The following is a 16687-nucleotide window of genomic DNA, read 5'->3' on the forward strand; positions in this document are numbered from 1 at the left end:
CTCATGATGATAGTGACGTACCGGTTAAGCGTTGAATTTCGATGTGCTGGAGGTGCAACATTTCGTAGGCATCCAGCAATTGTAATTGAGCGGAAATATGCTGATTGCGAATGTCGCTCCACACACTGTAATTTAACTGCCCGTTTTCAAACGCGCGGTTGGCCTCAGTCAGGGCATTCTCCAGTTCCGGGATAATGCCTGTCTTGATGGTCTCGATAACATGGTAAGAGTGCTCAAGCTCCAACAAGAGCACATATAGCTTTGCATCCAGAGCCTGTTCAGCCGCTTTGTATTGACTTAACAAGCCATCTTGCTGCGCTTTTAATGCCATGATGGTGCCCGCGTTGGATGCCTTCTCACCCCAGGGAATACTTACCCCTGCTACCAGGCCGAAGTCATCGGTACTTTCCAGTCGACGGACGCCCGCCGAGAACTGCCAGCGTGGCGTTGCCTCTGTGTCTGCGAGCGCTATTTTGGACGCCAACACTCTCTCTTCAGTGGCAAACTTTTGTAACTGAGGCGTATCTTTAATACGCGCCAGCGTCATTTCAACATCAGGGCGGGCGGGAATATCAAGCAAGTCACCGCTAAAAGTGAATTCTTGATGCTGAAGGCCCCAAAGTGATGTAAGGGCATATTTTCGGGCCTTTATTTCATGTAGGGCATCTTCAACGGCTAGCAATCTTCTCTGCAATTCCGCCTTCGCCAGAAACTGCTCAGTAACGGGCGCGATCCCTGCAGTTACTTTAGCAGTGACATTGGCAAGGACCTCCTCGGATTGAATCACCGACAACTTTTGTAGTTTTAGTCTTTCCTGAGCGATTAATACGCCGATGTACTTTGCTGCCGTATCCGCAGCCAGGTCCAGCGCAGCAATTTGCTGTTCAATTTTAAGTATGGCTTGCCCACTCGTGGCCGCTGCAACGCGTGCGTCTAAAATTTCATCCTGCACCACCCAGGTATAAGTAAAGGTAGTTTGCATAGACTTAATGAGTTCTTGCTCACCCGTACCAAACGCATCTTCTACCGTTAAGTTGATGGTGGCTCGGTCTGCAATGCCTGCCTGGCGAATTTCGCCAGCGATAACTTGAGCTCTACTCGCAAATACGGCTAATTCCGGATGGGTAGACAACGTATTGGAGATTGCAGCTTGTAAATTTATCGGTGTGGTAGTTTCCGCTGCATAAGCTGTACTTAAGGCTAACAGCCCTCCGACTAAAGTGCATAAAAACCGACCCATAATCGGTTTTTCACTTGCGTTTCGACGTGGATAAAGCTTCATTCTCGTTCTCTAATTATCCAAATTAAATTCGGTAGGAATAGTTACTTATTTCTAAGCTGACGCTGTGCTTCAATAAGTTTCTCTAACTTATCGAGCTGATCGTCATTCAATTTTTCAGATACCGAACTAAAGGCAGCAATTAAGCTATGCTCACCGGATTCAACAAAGTCACTGGTAACATTGGTGATCAGCGTTGCAATCAGCGTGTCTCTGTCTACCGCTGCACGATACACAAACGCATGCCCTTGTTTTGTTCGACTTAACAATTGCTTTTTGAACAAGCGATCTAGGGTGCTTTGAATGGTATTCAGTGAATTTCCGCGCGCTTTACCAAGCACACTGTGCACTTGTTTTGCGTCTGCTTCTTCATTGTCCCAAAGATACTGTAAGACCTGTTTTTCTAATTCACCAAGCTGCATAACGATCTCTCACTCATACTTGTGAGTATAATGACAGCTTAAAAACCGACTATCAATCGGTTTTTAAGCTTTTTGGTCTCACAAAGTGAATTATCTAACGCAAATACGATTTAAGCAGCTTACTCAGCGCGTCAATTTCTTCACTTCGCTGTGTTTCGGTAAGTTCAGGATTGCCCAGGTGGGCTCGAATGTGATCATCCAGAATGGTCGTCATCAGGCCGTTCACTGCGCCTTTAATGGCAGTCACCTGTTGCAAAATAGCCAGGCACTCGGTGTCTTCGGTCAGCGACTTTTCCACAGCATTCAGCTGCCCGCGGATTTTCTTGACCCGGGTAAGCAACGCCTGCTGGTTATTTTTGATGTGCGCCATGGTTTTCACATATCACAATGGTATACTGGGGTATAGTATATCAGTCGCTTTCTCACACCGAAAGGGTAATACAGCGCTATGACTTCTCATCACCACACACACCATCATGAACATGACGATTGCAACAGCACGTCGACTGGCGATTGGCGTCATGCCCATAACTATTATGTAGACACCCAGGCTGCCGAGAAAAAGATAAACCTGGTGTTTTTGCTGACCACGGTCACCATGGTGGTGGAAATTGTGGCGGGTACCTGGTTTGGTTCTATGGCCTTGCTGGCCGATGGCTGGCACATGTTTACCCACTCCGCTGCGTTCGCTGTGTCGATGTTTGTGTACTGGTATTCACGTAAACACCGCAACAGCAGTGCCTTCACGTTTGGTACCGGTAAAGTAAACGCGTTGGGCGGCTTTGCCAGCGCGGTCGCGTTGGGTACGGTTGCACTGATGATGCTAATTGAGTCTACAGAACGATTGTTCTTACCTGAATCAATTAGTTTTAATGAAGCAATTATCGTGGCAATTATTGGTTTTGTGGTGAACGTAGCCTCCGTATTTCTGCTGCATGACGACCACCATCATCATGGTCATTCTCACGGTCACAGTCATGGGCACTCACATAATCACGCCGCGCATTCACATGCCCACGAGCATGAGCATCAGCATGAGCACACACATGAAAATAATGACCATCATCACGACCACAACCTGAAAGCCGCGTATTTTCATGTGCTGGCCGACACACTCACCTCATTACTGGCCATTGCGGCGCTTATTCTGGGTAAATATTACGGCTGGTTATGGGCAGATGCGCTCATGGGAATTGTAGGCGCAGTGGTGATCGGAAAATGGGCCTGGCATCTGATTTCAGACAGCAGTGGTATGTTGCTCGACAAGTCGTTACACACCGAAAAGCTGGAAGTGATTGCCGATCATATTGAAAAAACCGGCGACACCAAAGTCACCGATTTTCACTGCTGGCAGCTATCAGGCAAACATGTGGCGGGGGTATTAACGGTAGCCACGACCACGGATAGCGACGCCGAGAGCTACCGGGCTGTTGTGTCTGGCCATCTGGACATTGACCATCTCACCGTTGAGGTCAACCGGGTAGATACCCTGTAGCGAGATTCTCGTTACAGGGCCATGTCCTTGTGACACAGAATGCGCTTACCTTCTGGCAGCTTGTGCTCGGGTGGCGGCAGGCTGTCGCATTGCCCCTGAATACTCACCGAACAGCGATTGCGGAACCGACACAGCGCATCGTTTTGCGCAATACGTACCGCGGTCTGCTCATGACCGTCGGGTTTAGTATCCAGCCATAATGGGTCCAGTGTTGGCACGCTGCTAACCAGCAGTTCAGTATACGGGTGATACGGCCCGGCTCTGAACGCTTTGCCACTGGCGTGCTCCACTTTTTTGCCTTTGTACAACACCACCACTTCATCACACAGACTTTTCACGGTGGAAATGTCATGGCTAATAAACACAATGGCAATATTGAGCTTTTGTTGGAGCTCCTCGAGCAGGTCCAGAATCGCGGCAGCCACCACGGTATCCAGCGCCGATGTTACCTCGTCACACAAGATTACCGTCGGCTCAGCCGCCAGGGCACGGGCCAGGTTAATCCGTTGTTTTTGCCCACCCGACAACGCACCGCATTTCCGATGGGCCAAATCAGCGGGCAATTTCACCAACTCTAATAACTCTGCTACGCGTTCTGCGCGCGCCCGGCCAGTCAAACCATGAAAAAAGGTTAACGGTCTGCCCAGAATATCACCTACTTTATGCGCGGGATTTAGCGCGGTATCGGCGTTCTGAAACACCATTTGAATGTGCTGACACTCAGCTTTACTGCGTTCATCAATGGCAGGCTTAAGCTCTTTGCCGTTCAGCAGCATATAGCCTTTTGCGGCAGGCAGTAGGCCTGCAATTACGCGGGCGAAGGTCGACTTACCAGACCCCGATTCACCGATGATCCCAACAGTTTGCCCCTGCCTGACTTTTAACGAAATATCTGACAGCACCGGAATCTCTACCGAGCCATCGCGTAATATCTTTCCGTAACCCGCTTCAATGTTGGCCACTTCCAGTACGGTGTCGTGCTTAGGGTTATCCTGAAACGCATCACTGTCCTGAACCGCACTCAGTAGCTGGCGGGTGTATGTGTGCTCGGCGTGATTCAGAATTTGGCTGGTCACATTGTTTTCCATGACCTTGCCATGCTGTAGCACCAGAATGCGATCTGCCATTTGCGCAACCACCGCCAGGTCATGGGATACGTACACTGCGGTGGTGTTATAAGCTTTCACGGCCGCTTTAAATGCTTTTAGCACTTCCACCTGAGTGGTGACGTCCAGCGCAGTGGTAGGCTCATCAAAAATCACCAGTTCTGGCTCACAAATCAGCGCCATTGCTGCCATTAAGCGCTGAAGCTGTCCACCAGACACTTCGTGAGGATAACGGGCACCAATAGTGTCCGGCTCCGGCAATGCCAGTTGCTTAAACAAATCGACAGCTTTTACTTTCGCCTGTTCGCGGTTCAACACGCCATGCATCAAGGCACTTTCTATAACCTGATCCATAATACGGCGCGAGGGATTAAACGCAGCTGCCGCACTTTGCGCAACATACGCCACCTTGCGACCACGCAGATCTGCCAGTTGCTTTTCATTGAGTGCAAGCATGTTGTCATTGCCCACATTTACCGCACCGCTGCTCAGGCGGCACCCCGGACGGGCATAGCCTAGTAACGATAACGCAATGGTGGTTTTACCCGAACCAGACTCACCAATCAGCGCCAGTACTTCACCGCGCTTCAGCGTAAAGCTCACATCGTGAACAATGGTTTTGGGCGACTCAAGCGGGCCAACGTCTACGCGTAACTGATTCACTTCTACGTGGTTCGTCATTATTTACTCCCCGCTGAATAGGTCGCGCCGCCGCGCAGGCTGTCGATTAGCAAGTTCACAGCAATGGTAATAGTGGCGATAGCAATGGCAGGTATAATTACCGCGGGCGCTCCTTCGGCCAGACCCGAGATATTTTCCCGTACCAACGAGCCCAAATCGGCCTGAGGCGGCTGTACACCCAGCCCAAGAAAGCTCAGGCTACTTAACAGCAACACCACAAACACAAACCGCAAACCAAAGTCAGCCAACATAGGGTGCACAATATTCGGCAGGATTTCTTTTACCGCCAGATAAGCGCGGCTTTCACCGCGTGTGCGCGCCACCGTCACAAAGTCCATGTTAGCGACATTCACCGCCAGCGACCGCGCCAAACGGAACGAACCGGGCATGTAGCTAATAGCGGTAATCGTAAGCAGAATCGGCACGGACGAGCCAAACGCAGCAATCATAACCAACGCAAAAATTTTGCTGGGAATAGAAATTAACGCGTCCATAAAACGGCTGATGGTTTCATCGGTGCGCCGGTGGCTCACTGCCGCAAACAGGGCAATAAAAGTACCTGTTGCACAAGCAAGTCCGGCTGCGGCAAGGGGAATAAAAATAGTAAAGCGCGCACCGTCTAGCAGGCGACTTAATACGTCACGCCCCAGGTAGTCGGTACCCAGCCAGTATTTACCGCTGAATGATTCAAACACATCATAGGCCACCAGCTCGCTGGCAGAATAAGGCGTAATAAATGGGCCTATAATAGCCAGCACGACCCAGAATACCACCAGCGACAAACCAATCTTCCCCGACACCGGTAACGCAGAGAGTTGAGACCGCATAATTAACCTCCCTTACGCAGTTTGGGGTTAGCCACTATGGCAGAAATATCGGCAATCAGTACCAAAATGAGATAGCCCACACAAAACAGCATGGCGCAGGCCTGAAGGAGTGGCATATCGCGGTTGGTTACTGCATCTACCATTAAACTTGCTACACCGGGATAGTTAAAGATCACTTCCACAATGACCACCCCGCCCAGCAGATAGGACAGACTCAAGGCAATGGCATTCACAATAGGGCCAACAGCATTGGGCAGGGCATGGCGCAATACGGCACGCGACAAAGTCGCGCCTTTCAACAGCGCCATTTCAACATAGGGCTGCGACAGTTGTTCTACCACCGCAGCACGGGTAAGACGGGCCATTTGCGCACTTAACACAATGCAAAGCGTGACAACCGGCATGGCAAAGGCCCTGAAATAGTCATAAGCCGTGGCATCGCGGGGAATATACGATAGCGACGGCAACCAGTTAAGTTCTACGGCGAAGATCAGTACCAGGATGGTGGCCAGCAGAAACTCGGGAACAGCAACCATCGACAAGGTGAAAATATTCACCGCTTTATCGATGCGGCTGCCACTGTACATAGCCGATACAATGCCCAGTACCATAGCAAATGGCACGGCGAGCACGGCGGTAAACCCGGCAAGCAGTAAAGACTTGCTCAGGCGCTCGCCAATCAGCGCATCAACCGGACGGTCATTTGCTAGCGAGACGCCCGCATCACCGGTGAGCAAGCCTCCCAACCATTTGGCATAGCGCACCGGTGGCGGGTCGTTTAAGCCGTAGGCCTCACGCAATTCGGCGACCGCTTCAGGCGTAGCGCTTTGGCCCAACATTTCCTGTGCCGCATCGCCAGGCAACAAGTTAGCAATAAAGAACACCACTGCAGATACAATCAGCAAGGTGATCAGTGACACACCAATGCGCTGGGCAATAAGCCGGAGGATGACTTTCATGTAAATACTCCCTTGAAAATCAGGCGTCCAGCCAAACGTGTTCAGCAAAGCTGTAGCCCATGAAACCGCCAGTCGGAATGGGGTAGAAGCCTTTGATACGTTTGTCGTAACCGTCAATGATGTTTAAAAAGACCGGTATGCTCACGCCGCATTGCTCAGCAATGAGGGTTTGCATATCACCATACATTTGTTTGCGCACCTGTTCGTTACCTTCACCGCGCGCGGCCAGTAACAGTTGGTCGAACTGTGGGTTTTGCCAGCCGGATTCGTTCCAGGGCGCATCAGATTTGTAAAACAAGCTGAAAAGCTCGTCCAGACTGGCTCTCGGGTTAATATTGCCGAATCCTAAGGGGTGCTTCATCCAGTGATTCGACCAATAGCCATCAGCCGGTACCCGGTTTATGCCTAGCTTGAGATCAGTTTCAATACCGGCCAATTGCAACAATGCCGCCATGTCGGTCGAGCCTTCCGCTGCCGGAGACGCAAACACCGGCACGCGAGCGCCGGTCATACCTGCTTTCTTCAGATGATAGCGGGCACGATCCAAATCATAGGGGCGCTGGGGCAAATCCGCATTGTAGTAACGATGACTTGGCGGCACCGGATGGTCGTTGGCAATGGTGGCATAACCGCGGAACAGCGCGCGTTTTATCAGCGGCCGGTTCATCATATATTTGATCGCCAGCACAAAATCAGGGTTGTTCGTGGGATAAACGTCCTGACGCATAATGAGGTTCGTGTACAAGCCCGACTCAGTTTGCATCACATCACAATTACCAGAGCGTCGCACCCGTTTGGTCGAACGCGGGTTTAATGCCAGTGCCATCTGAATATCTCCAGACAGCAAGGCATTTACCCTGGATGATTCATCGGCAATACCCACCAATTCAATTTCATCCAGATAGGGACGACCGGGCTTAAAGAAATCTGGGTTTTTACGCGCTATGGTGCGCACACCCGGACTGAATTCTGCCAGTGTATAAGGACCCGTACCGTTGGCAGTTCGAGTAAAGTCAGTTGTACCTTCAGCCACTACACAAAAATTTGCTGAGGCCAGAATAATGGGTAAATCAGCATTCGGTGACGCCAGTGTCAGTGACAGGCTATTTGGTCCGGTTACCTTTGCGTCAATAAACTGGGCGGCAATTGGCGCAACCCGCGACGTGGTCGCCGGGTCTTTATGGCGCATCAGGGAATACACCACATCCTGCGGTGTTAGCGACTTTCCATTGTGAAACGTCACGCCTTGGCGAAGCGTGATCTGCCAGGTTTGCTGGTCGTCAGACTCGAGTACTTCGGCTAGTGATAAATCGGCGCCCAACTCCCGGTTAAACTGGGTTAACCCACTGTACAGCATATAAATACGCATGTAGTCGGTGCTTAGTGACGCCTTGGCGGGATCCAGCGTGTCTTTAGTTGACACAGACGTACTGGCGACCCGAATACGACCACCGTATTTCGGTGTTTGCGTTTGTGCATTTTCCGGGGTTTGCGCCAGTACATGCCCCGGCACCATCAGCCCACTGGCTGCGGTGACTAAGCCTGCGGCGCCCATTGCTTTAAGCATGGCGCGGCGACTATCAGAAAATCGATATTCAGGCTTCATTTGTTCACTATCCTTTTCGCAGGCACGGTTAACACGGCTTAGTGCAACAGGTCCTGCACTTTGTAATACATTCCGACAAAGGGTAAGAACCAGGGCTTGCCAAAGTGTCCCGGTACGGCGGGCCATTGGCGGGTAACCCAAGGGCAGGCAGTGTCTTTGCCTTCAATCATGTCGGCCATCACTTCACCCATATGCACCGCCATTTGCACACCGTGGCCGCTGTAGCCCATAGCGTAGAACATGCCGTTGTGCTCACCAACCTTAGGTAATCGGTCGGCGCTCATGTCTACTGTGCCGCCCCAACAATAATCGATGCGGGTACTGGCAAGCTGCGGAAACATGTCGTCCAATGCCTTGCGAAGTACCTCGCCACTTTTCAGATCTGAGCGTGGGTTAGACACCGCAAAGCGCGCTCGACCACCGAACAACAAGCGATTGTCAGCGGTTAAACGGAAGTAGTTACCAATGTTTTTACTGGTAACGTAAGAGCGCTTACCCGGGAATAAGTCGGCTACCTGCTGCTCTGACAAAGGCTCGGTGGTTACTGCAAAGCTGCCTACCGGTACGATGCGACGGCGGAACCAGCTAAATGGACCCGGGCCACTGCCACCCGTAGCAATAAGCACAGATTTAGCTTCCACCGCATTGTGCGGGGTCGCTACGACCCAATTACCGTTAGATAGTTTTTCTGTGCGTACTACCGGGTTTTGCTGCAGTATGGTTACACCTTTCTCGATACACGCAGAGGCTAACCCATGAACCAGTTTACCTACGTGTAACTGCGCGCCGTTCGGCGTGAGCAGGCCACCGTAGAATTGATCAGACGCGATTTCCTGCCGAAGTGCATCGGCATCCAACAGTTTGGCATCGGGATCAACGACCTTCACCAGTGCCTCATGGGTGCGTTTCAGTTTTTCGAAATGCTCAGGCTTGGCTGCCAGTTTAATTTTACCGGCGCGGCGGAAATCACAATCGATGTCATGCAGCTTCACAATCTGCTCTACCGAATCCACCGCCTGGTTATAAAACTGATAGAACGACTGTGCTTTTTCTTCACCGTAGCTGGCAACTAAACCAGCGTAATCCTGCGCCGTACCATTGTTGCACTGACCGCCATTGCGACCAGACGCTTCGCCGCCCACTACGCCAGCTTCGCAAATCACCACGCTGGCACCGCGCTTTGCTAATGCCAACGCTGAAGACAAGCCGGTAAAGCCACCACCAATCACGACCACATCCACGCAACCTGATGGCGGAGTGTGGTCTGAGGTATCGACATTAGACGCGGTATCTAACCAGTACGACGCACTTTTCATAACGTACCTTACAGTCCTACAACGCCCGGTAAGCCAGAAATGTCTTTGATTTCTGTGTAGCCGTAAAACGGGTTGGCGGGCTCGTGACCACGGTTTACCCATACCTTGTTTTTAATGCCAATATCATGGGCTGACATCAGGTCGTAACGGAAACTGGAAGACACGTGCAGGATGTCTTCCGGGTTACAACCCAGGTTATCCAGCATGTACTCAAAGGCTTGTAAACGCGGCTTATAAGCCTGTGCTTGTTCTGCGGTGTAAACAGCGTGGAACGGCGCTTCCAGATTCGCCACGTTGTGGTGGATCTGTTCATTCATGGCGTTAGACAAGATGACCAGTGGAATTTCTTTGGCCACTTTTTTCAGCGGCTCCACTACATCCGGATGCGGACCCCAGGTAGGTACGGCGTTGTAAATCGCCACACTGTCTTCGTCGCGGTACTCAATGTTCCACAATTTACATAAACGGGTAACCGCATTGCGTACCACTTCTGCATAAGGCTTCCAGGCGCCCAGCACTTCATCTAAGCGATAAGCAGAAAAGTCTTTTACGAATTGCGGCATTTGTTCAGGTGTGATGCGATCGGCAAACAGCTTTTGCGCCATCGGGGCCATTTCAAAAAAGATCAGGGTGCCGTAGCAGTCGAAGGAAATATACTTAGGCTTAAATACACTCATTAGGGGTTCCAACTATCAGTTCTCAATTAATTCTATTACACCACGCGACGTTTTTTATTTAATGCCAAAATAATTCGCTTCAGCGCCACGTGACAGGTGTTTTTTATTCGTCAATCAGCAGACTATGCTGTGCTTACACCGCACTTTTTTATTCTTCAAACCGGCATTTCCTACTTGCTGCAGCCGGTGCAATGTCAATCACTCGAGCCGTGTTACTTATGTTGACTGGCTTTCCCTTATCTTCCCCCATCCGCCACAGCAGATTTTGCTGAGAAGTGCCCAAAAACAATATTTCACTGCCTTTCTTGTTCCGCTATCAAACAATTCGCGCGGGTGATCGCCGCTACCATGTTGGATAGAAATCGTACATGCGCCAGTTGCGTGTGTGCATCATGCTGACAGGTATGCATCGCGCGCCTTCCTATGCCTCGCGACATACAGAAAAATTGGAAAACAATCATGCAAACGCCTGCTTTGACAGAAATGGACAGTCGCTATCTTGTTCATCCGGTATCAAATTTTCGTCAACATCAGGAAAAAGGAGTAAAGGTACTCCAATCTGGTGATGGCCCCTGGCTTACCGCAGCAGATGGTAATACGTATCTCGACGCCTTCGCCGGTCTATGGTGCGTTAACGTGGGCTATGGGCAGCAACGTATTGTAGACGCTGCCACCGCTCAGATGAATCAATTGCCTTATGCCACCGGCTACTTTGGTTTTGGTAGCGAACCGGCCATCGTTCTGGCTGAAAAACTGGTATCGATAACACCGTCTTCATTGCAGCATGTGTATTTTTCCCTCGGCGGCTCTGACGCTGTCGACGCGGCGATTCGCTACATAACGCATTATTACAATGCCATTGGCAAACCCACTAAAAAGCACATTATTGCGTTGCAACGCGGCTACCATGGCTCGTCATCTACTGGCGCGGGCATTACCGGCTTACCCGCTTTTCATGCAAACTTTGATTTGCCGCTGGCCCATCAGCACCATATTAGCTGCCCGTATCTGTATCGCAGTAACTACGACTCTGCACAAGCGCTCATCGATGCTTCGGTAGCTGAGCTGGAAGCCAAAGTTGCAGAGATCGGTGCCGATAACGTTGCCGCCTTTTTCTGTGAGCCGGTCATTGGCTCGGGTGGCGTAATTGTGCCGCCAAAGGGCTGGTTAAAAGCCATAGCCGATACCTGTAAGCGATTGGGCATTCTGTTTTTAGCAGACGAAGTGATTACCGGATTCGGTCGCACAGGCACCATGTTTGCCTGCGAACATGAAGGTGTCGAACCCGACCTGATGACAATTGCCAAAGGGTTAACGTCGGGCTACGCCCCCATGGGCGCGGTGTTAATGTCTGATGAAATTTTCAATGGCATTGCTGATGGTCCGAACAAAGCTGCCGTGGTTGGACACGGTCAGACGTATTCAGCGCATCCGGTTAGTGCTGCGGTTGCACTGGAAGTCATCAAAATATACGAAGAAGGCATGCTGGCTCACGCGCAAGCTGTTGCGCCGTATTTTGAAGCGAAGTTACAAGCCTGCTTGTCTCACCCATTGGTGGGAGATGCGCGCAGCTTAGGCCTGTTAGGTGCCATAGAACTGGTTGCCGATAAAGCCACCAAGCGCCCCTTCCCTGCAGCGATAAAACTGCATGAAACCATTGCCGATATTGCCTGGCAACACAAACTGATTTTCCGCGCCTTTGGCGACAACATTCTGGGCTTTGCCCCGGCATTGTGTTTCACCGAGAGCGATTTCGATACTTTATTTGAACGCCTGCAACTGACGCTGGACGATGTGCTGGCACTGGACGTTGTTCAAAACGAGATGCAACAGGAGCTGTAACCCCCATGAGTCAAACCTATAACGTAGCGGTCATCGCCGGAGATGGCATTGGCAAGGAAGTCATGCCTGAAGGCCTAAAAATTGTAAAAGCGGCTGCCGGCAAATTCGGACTAAACATTGAATTCCACACTTTTGAGTGGGGTGGCTGCGACTACTACGAAACCCATGGCAAAATGATGCCTGACGACTGGAAGGATCAGGTTGCCGACATGGATGCGATCTATTTTGGCGCAGTTGGCTGGCCAGCGTCCGTACCTGATCATATTTCACTGTGGGGCTCAATTTTAACCTTCCGCCGTGAGTTCGATCAGTACATCAATATGCGTCCTGTTCGCACCTTTGAAGGCGTTAAATGTGCGCTGTCTACTCCCAAAGCTGATGATATCGACTTCCTGGTCGTGCGCGAAAACACCGAGGGCGAATATTCCGCCATTGGCGGCATAATGTATGAAGGCACCGACCGCGAAGTGGTCATGCAGCAATCGGTATTTACCCGCTATGGCACCGACCGTGTGTTGCGGTATGCGTTCGAAACCGCCAAGCGTCGGGAAGCCAAAAGCCTTACCGTTGCCACCAAGAGCAACGGCATGGCAATCAGCATGCCCTGGTGGGATTCACGCGCAGAAGCGGTTTCAGAAGACTACCCGGAAATCAGCTGGGACAAACAGCATATCGATATTTTGTCGGCACGTTTTGTAATGCAGCCTGAGCGCTTCGACGTTGTCGTGGCGTCGAATTTGTTCGGTGACATTTTGTCTGATTTGGGGCCGGCCTGTACTGGTACCATTGGTTTAGCGCCGTCGGCCAACCTGAACCCTGAACGTAAATTCCCGTCTTTATTTGAGCCTGTGCACGGCTCCGCGCCGGATATTTATGGTAAAAATATCGCCAACCCCATCGGCATGATTTGGTCTGGCGCGCTGATGCTTAGCTTTCTGACTCACGACACGGGGGCAGGCAAAGAGGCACACGATGCCATTGTGACCGCCATTGAACACACCTTGAAAGGCAGCGTTGTAACCCCAGATCTAGGGGGAGAAGCATCAACGCAGGCAATGGGTGAAGCCATACTGGCTAACCTCTAATAACATCGGGAGAAACCATGGATCTCACGTCACGGCTTGCTGAGCCGTCACTGTTTAACACGTTGAACTACATCAATGGGCGCTGGCAGAAAGCGATATCGGGACAAACCTATCCGGTAGTTAATCCTGCCAATGGCGAGATAATTACCGAAGTCGCCAACAGCGACGCAATAGATGCTGCCCATGCTGCCCGAAGTGCCCAAAAAGCGTTTGCTCAATGGCAGCTCGCTACTCACAAGGCTCGCGCTGACCTGCTGGAGCGCTGGCATGCGCTTATTCTTGAACATCGGGATGATCTCGCGGCCATCATGTCTTCTGAGCAAGGCAAACCCCTGGTCGAAGCAAAAGGCGAAATAGACTACGGCGCCTCTTATGTGAAATGGTTTGCACAACAAGCCATGCAGCTTCGTGGCGATATCCTGCCTAGCTCAAAGCCACACTACCAGCAAACCGTCGAAAAACGTCCGGTGGGTGTAGTCGCGGTTATTACGCCGTGGAATTTTCCGTTTGCGATGTTGGCCAGAAAGATTTCCCCGGCCATTGCAGCAGGTTGCACCGTGGTCGTTAAACCCGCTGAAGACACTCCGCTAACCGCATTAGCCATGGCGAAGCTGGCTGAATTAGCCGGTTTCCCGGAAGGTACCATTAACGTACTCGTCGCCTCGCGAGAACAAACAGCCATTGCGGTAGATGCCTGGCTAAAAGACCCGAGTGTGAAGAAACTGAGCTTTACCGGTTCCACCCAGGTTGGGCGCTATTTAGCCGAACGTTCTGCTAGTACGCTTAAAAAACTGTCGCTGGAATTGGGTGGCAACGCGCCATTTATTGTGTTTGATGACTGCGATATCGACGCTGCTATTCAGGGGTTGATGGCAGCAAAAATGCGTAATGGCGGGCAAACCTGCGTATGCCCCAACCGTATTTATGTGCAGGAAGGCATTTACGATGAATTTGCCAGCCGTTTGGTAGACCGCGTGTCTGCATTAACGCTGGGCGACCCTTTCGACGAAGATACCCAGATAGGCCCGATGATCAATCAGAAAGCCATCGATAAAATCAGCGCCCACGTTGCAGATGCTGAAGAACAAGGCGGCGTTTTACTGTGTGGCAGTGCTACGCCAAAACAGGATCTGTTCTTTGAACCGGTGGTCATTGCAGACGCGAATAACAGTATGGCGTTGTTTAGCGAAGAGACCTTTGGCCCCGTACTGCCGCTATTTAAATTCAGCACGGAAGAAGAAGCGATTGCGGAAGCCAATAACACGGAATATGGCTTAGCAGCCTACTTCTATACCCAGAACCACAATCGCATTCACCGGGTTCGCCGCGCATTGCAAGCTGGCGTAATCGGCGTGAACGAAGGTGCCGTTGCCAGTGAAGTGGCTCCCTTCGGCGGCGTTAAGGCTTCAGGCTACGGCCGCGAAGGCTCACACTACGGCCTGGACGATTTCCTGCAAATCAGCTACATCTGCGAAGGCAACCTCCCCTAAATTTGTGGACACCCACCTTTTTTGAGACACCCACATAATTTTATGGGTGTCTCAGTTTTCCTCAGTTTTCTTTGATTCTTTCAAGCTTCACCATTCAGCTGAATAGCTAATCATTTCCTTCTAAAATTTGTGGACACCCACACAAAAGGTGGGTGTCTCAAATTCATTGAAACAAAAAAGCCGCTGTTAGGGCAGCGGCTCAATGTTAACTACGAATGATGAATCAATTAGAAGTACTTTATCAGCGGATTACCACTCTTCTTCTTGAATGCCGAGAAGGCTTTGGTGGGGAAATACAATGTTACACCCAGCACAACTGCGCCGGCCCAAATTTGCCATACATCATCGAACGCAAACATATCACCATGATTTGGCCCCCACACATTGATTGCGATTCGATACAGCACCAGCAGTACCGCGAGGTGTAGAATATAGAAGAACATAGGCGCAGAACCAAAGTTTTCTATGACTTTACTGTACTGATTATTCACTTTGTCCAGTCCTACCAAAATCAAGAATGCAGCACCCAGTGTAAACAGCACGTAGTCCAGTGACGGCGGATACTTCGTGTAATTGATGAATGACATTACACTTTGTACTGCGGTGTCCTGTATCTCAAACGGCAGTACTTCACCGTATAGATTTGTGCTTCGCAACACAATTAACAGGCCCCACATGCTTAGCGCGAGTGTAGTTAACGTCTTACGTCGTTTTGCACCGTCGTAATCCCGCGCATAAATTGGGCCCATACTGTATCCGAGCAGAATAACACCAATCCAGGGTAAAACCGGATACGACGCCTTTATGCGGAACGTCTCTGATTCGAAAATAATCCCTCTGTCGTGTAGTACCGCCCAAATGTTATAGCCCGCTTCACCTGGATTGAAAGCGATTGGGCTCAAAAGGTTGTGACCGCAAACAATGAGTAACCCCAGAGCAAGGATAAGTTTGGGTGGAAGTTTACTTAGCACAGACAAAGACACCATGCTGATGCCTATCGCCCACATTACCTGAAGGTACAAGGTGTCGTACGTACCTAACCAAAGCCAGTTGATGATGGCGATCTCAACAAAGATGATGAAAAGGCCTCGTTTGAACAAGAAAGGAGTGGCTGAGCGTGGCGCTTTGTTCGCTGGATGGGCATATAACCATGCCGAGAGCCCCGTCAGAAACACAAACACAGGGGCGCAGAGGTGTGCAGAAATACGCGTAAAAAATAACTGTGGACTGGTCGCGTCCAAATCCATCGGATCGCTCACATTCAAATGATAGAAGAAGCGTTCTCTAACGTGATCAACTAACATGAATAGCATCACTAAGCCACGCAATATATCGATTGAAGCAATTCGCTTACTGTGAATAACTTCAGGTGTAGTTAAAGGGGGAGTATTCATAATTATAATTCCCTGGTAATAGAGGCATGACGCAATTGTCTAATTTCTTCTTACTTGGGAACTATGGTAGCGAACAACAAAAAGCATTTTTCGCTTATATCTGTATCTCAGTCGAAATAAAACGTTAAATTAAAGACGCGTTGGAAGAAAGGAAAGCTGCTGGCGTAATTGCGCCAGCAGCGGCGATCTTGTGCATCTTGTCTGTACGCGTATATGCTGTTTTTGTTTGAGACCGCCGAATCAGTATTGCTTTGTAAATGATTCTTTACTCTCAATCCTAGCGGGCTGACAGCGCTTAGCAATTAAACAAAAGTATAAGAAAGGCAGCTCAACTCTAAAGAATTCCTAGTAGCTTTTTCTGGACACCCACCTTTTTGAATAAACTATCAAAGCCTTTTGCTACTATTTTCATTCCGCTAACACCGTGAAATAACAGTAAGAATATGCTCTATTGCTTCATCAAAAAGTTTTATCTTAAAGAGCATTATTTCTCACTCTGAAATGCATA

14 protein-coding genes are annotated in these 16687 nt (G+C 50.3%); 4 read left to right on the forward strand and 10 right to left on the reverse strand.

Annotated elements, in window-relative coordinates:
* Position 1: 1 nt before the first annotated feature.
* The 3 genes from BUB81_RS02455 to BUB81_RS02465 all read right to left on the reverse strand — a co-directional run bounded on the left by BUB81_RS02455 (position 2) and on the right by BUB81_RS02465 (position 2071).
* Positions 2 to 1282 (reverse strand): TolC family protein, encoded by a 1281-nt coding sequence (locus tag BUB81_RS02455; RefSeq protein ID WP_073317656.1) that lies wholly within the window; start codon positions 1280 to 1282, stop codon positions 2 to 4.
* 41 nt (positions 1283 to 1323) lie between these two features.
* On the reverse strand, positions 1324 to 1701 hold the full coding sequence (locus tag BUB81_RS02460) for a BlaI/MecI/CopY family transcriptional regulator (RefSeq protein WP_073317659.1): 378 nt from the start codon (positions 1699 to 1701) through the stop codon (positions 1324 to 1326).
* A 94-nt stretch (positions 1702 to 1795) separates the two neighbouring features.
* On the reverse strand, positions 1796 to 2071 hold the full coding sequence (locus BUB81_RS02465; protein WP_073317662.1) for a metal/formaldehyde-sensitive transcriptional repressor: 276 nt from the start codon (positions 2069 to 2071) through the stop codon (positions 1796 to 1798).
* Between the two features lie 78 nt (positions 2072 to 2149).
* On the opposite strand from BUB81_RS02465, the gene dmeF reads away from it, so the two are divergent.
* Entirely contained in the window at positions 2150 to 3196 is a 1047-nt protein-coding gene (gene dmeF, locus BUB81_RS02470; RefSeq protein ID WP_084526143.1) for a CDF family Co(II)/Ni(II) efflux transporter DmeF, read from the forward strand.
* Between the two features lie 11 nt (positions 3197 to 3207).
* Here the strand turns inward: dmeF and BUB81_RS02475 are convergent, their stop codons facing one another.
* From BUB81_RS02475 to BUB81_RS02500, 6 genes are read right to left on the reverse strand one after another with little or no spacing between them, the layout of a single operon-like run.
* Complete coding sequence (locus tag BUB81_RS02475) at positions 3208 to 4983, reverse strand: ABC transporter ATP-binding protein (protein WP_073317665.1); 1776 nt, start codon at positions 4981 to 4983, stop codon at positions 3208 to 3210.
* Positions 4983 to 5810, reverse strand: coding sequence for an ABC transporter permease (locus BUB81_RS02480; RefSeq protein WP_073317668.1), 828 nt, complete (start codon positions 5808 to 5810; stop codon positions 4983 to 4985). Before BUB81_RS02480 ends, BUB81_RS02475 begins: the two co-directional genes overlap by 1 nt.
* Positions 5811 to 5812: 2 nt before the next feature.
* Entirely contained in the window at positions 5813 to 6769 is a 957-nt protein-coding gene (locus BUB81_RS02485; protein WP_073317670.1) for an ABC transporter permease, read from the reverse strand.
* Between the two features lie 19 nt (positions 6770 to 6788).
* A complete protein-coding gene (locus tag BUB81_RS02490; RefSeq protein WP_073317672.1) occupies positions 6789 to 8375 on the reverse strand; it encodes an ABC transporter substrate-binding protein in 1587 nt (528 codons plus the stop codon).
* Between the two features lie 38 nt (positions 8376 to 8413).
* Positions 8414 to 9691 carry an NAD(P)/FAD-dependent oxidoreductase gene (locus BUB81_RS02495; protein ID WP_073317674.1) on the reverse strand — a complete coding sequence of 426 codons (1278 nt, stop codon included), beginning with the start codon at positions 9689 to 9691 and terminating at the stop codon, positions 8414 to 8416.
* Between the two features lie 8 nt (positions 9692 to 9699).
* Entirely contained in the window at positions 9700 to 10368 is a 669-nt protein-coding gene (locus tag BUB81_RS02500) for a haloacid dehalogenase type II (protein ID WP_073317677.1), read from the reverse strand.
* Positions 10369 to 10827: 459 nt separating this feature from the next.
* On the opposite strand from BUB81_RS02500, the gene BUB81_RS02505 reads away from it, so the two are divergent.
* Genes BUB81_RS02505 through BUB81_RS02515 form a run of 3 tightly spaced genes read left to right on the forward strand, consistent with a single transcriptional unit; the run spans position 10828 to position 14785 of the window.
* Complete coding sequence (locus BUB81_RS02505; protein ID WP_073317679.1) at positions 10828 to 12210, forward strand: aminotransferase class III-fold pyridoxal phosphate-dependent enzyme; 1383 nt, start codon at positions 10828 to 10830, stop codon at positions 12208 to 12210.
* A gap of 5 nt (positions 12211 to 12215) precedes the next feature.
* Positions 12216 to 13295: a tartrate dehydrogenase gene (locus BUB81_RS02510; RefSeq protein WP_073317682.1), complete on the forward strand. Its 1080-nt coding sequence runs from the start codon at positions 12216 to 12218 to the stop codon at positions 13293 to 13295.
* A gap of 17 nt (positions 13296 to 13312) precedes the next feature.
* Positions 13313 to 14785 carry an NAD-dependent succinate-semialdehyde dehydrogenase gene (locus BUB81_RS02515; RefSeq protein WP_073317686.1) on the forward strand — a complete coding sequence of 491 codons (1473 nt, stop codon included), beginning with the start codon at positions 13313 to 13315 and terminating at the stop codon, positions 14783 to 14785.
* Between the two features lie 227 nt (positions 14786 to 15012).
* Here the strand turns inward: BUB81_RS02515 and BUB81_RS02520 are convergent, their stop codons facing one another.
* Entirely contained in the window at positions 15013 to 16179 is a 1167-nt protein-coding gene (locus tag BUB81_RS02520) for an acetyltransferase domain-containing protein (RefSeq protein ID WP_073317689.1), read from the reverse strand.
* Positions 16180 to 16687: the final 508 nt, after the last annotated feature.

Source organism: Marisediminitalea aggregata, from assembly GCF_900129565.1.
GTDB classification, from domain to species: domain Bacteria; phylum Pseudomonadota; class Gammaproteobacteria; order Enterobacterales; family Alteromonadaceae; genus Alteromonas; species Alteromonas aggregata.

Bases quoted from the DNA above. Each gene is read 5' to 3' on its own strand.
- BUB81_RS02455 (WP_073317656.1), bottom strand. From the start codon at position 1,282: ATGAAGCTTTATCCACGTCGAAACGCAAGTGAAAAACCGATTATGGGT.
- BUB81_RS02460 (WP_073317659.1), bottom strand. From the start codon at position 1,701: ATGCAGCTTGGTGAATTAGAAAAACAGGTCTTACAGTATCTTTGGGAC.
- BUB81_RS02465 (WP_073317662.1), bottom strand. From the start codon at position 2,071: ATGGCGCACATCAAAAATAACCAGCAGGCGTTGCTTACCCGGGTCAAG.
- dmeF (WP_084526143.1), top strand. From the start codon at position 2,150: ATGACTTCTCATCACCACACACACCATCATGAACATGACGATTGCAAC.
- BUB81_RS02475 (WP_073317665.1), bottom strand. From the start codon at position 4,983: ATGACGAACCACGTAGAAGTGAATCAGTTACGCGTAGACGTTGGCCCG.
- BUB81_RS02480 (WP_073317668.1), bottom strand. From the start codon at position 5,810: ATGCGGTCTCAACTCTCTGCGTTACCGGTGTCGGGGAAGATTGGTTTG.
- BUB81_RS02485 (WP_073317670.1), bottom strand. From the start codon at position 6,769: ATGAAAGTCATCCTCCGGCTTATTGCCCAGCGCATTGGTGTGTCACTG.
- BUB81_RS02490 (WP_073317672.1), bottom strand. From the start codon at position 8,375: ATGAAGCCTGAATATCGATTTTCTGATAGTCGCCGCGCCATGCTTAAA.
- BUB81_RS02495 (WP_073317674.1), bottom strand. From the start codon at position 9,691: ATGAAAAGTGCGTCGTACTGGTTAGATACCGCGTCTAATGTCGATACC.
- BUB81_RS02500 (WP_073317677.1), bottom strand. From the start codon at position 10,368: ATGAGTGTATTTAAGCCTAAGTATATTTCCTTCGACTGCTACGGCACC.
- BUB81_RS02505 (WP_073317679.1), top strand. From the start codon at position 10,828: ATGCAAACGCCTGCTTTGACAGAAATGGACAGTCGCTATCTTGTTCAT.
- BUB81_RS02510 (WP_073317682.1), top strand. From the start codon at position 12,216: ATGAGTCAAACCTATAACGTAGCGGTCATCGCCGGAGATGGCATTGGC.
- BUB81_RS02515 (WP_073317686.1), top strand. From the start codon at position 13,313: ATGGATCTCACGTCACGGCTTGCTGAGCCGTCACTGTTTAACACGTTG.
- BUB81_RS02520 (WP_073317689.1), bottom strand. From the start codon at position 16,179: ATGAATACTCCCCCTTTAACTACACCTGAAGTTATTCACAGTAAGCGA.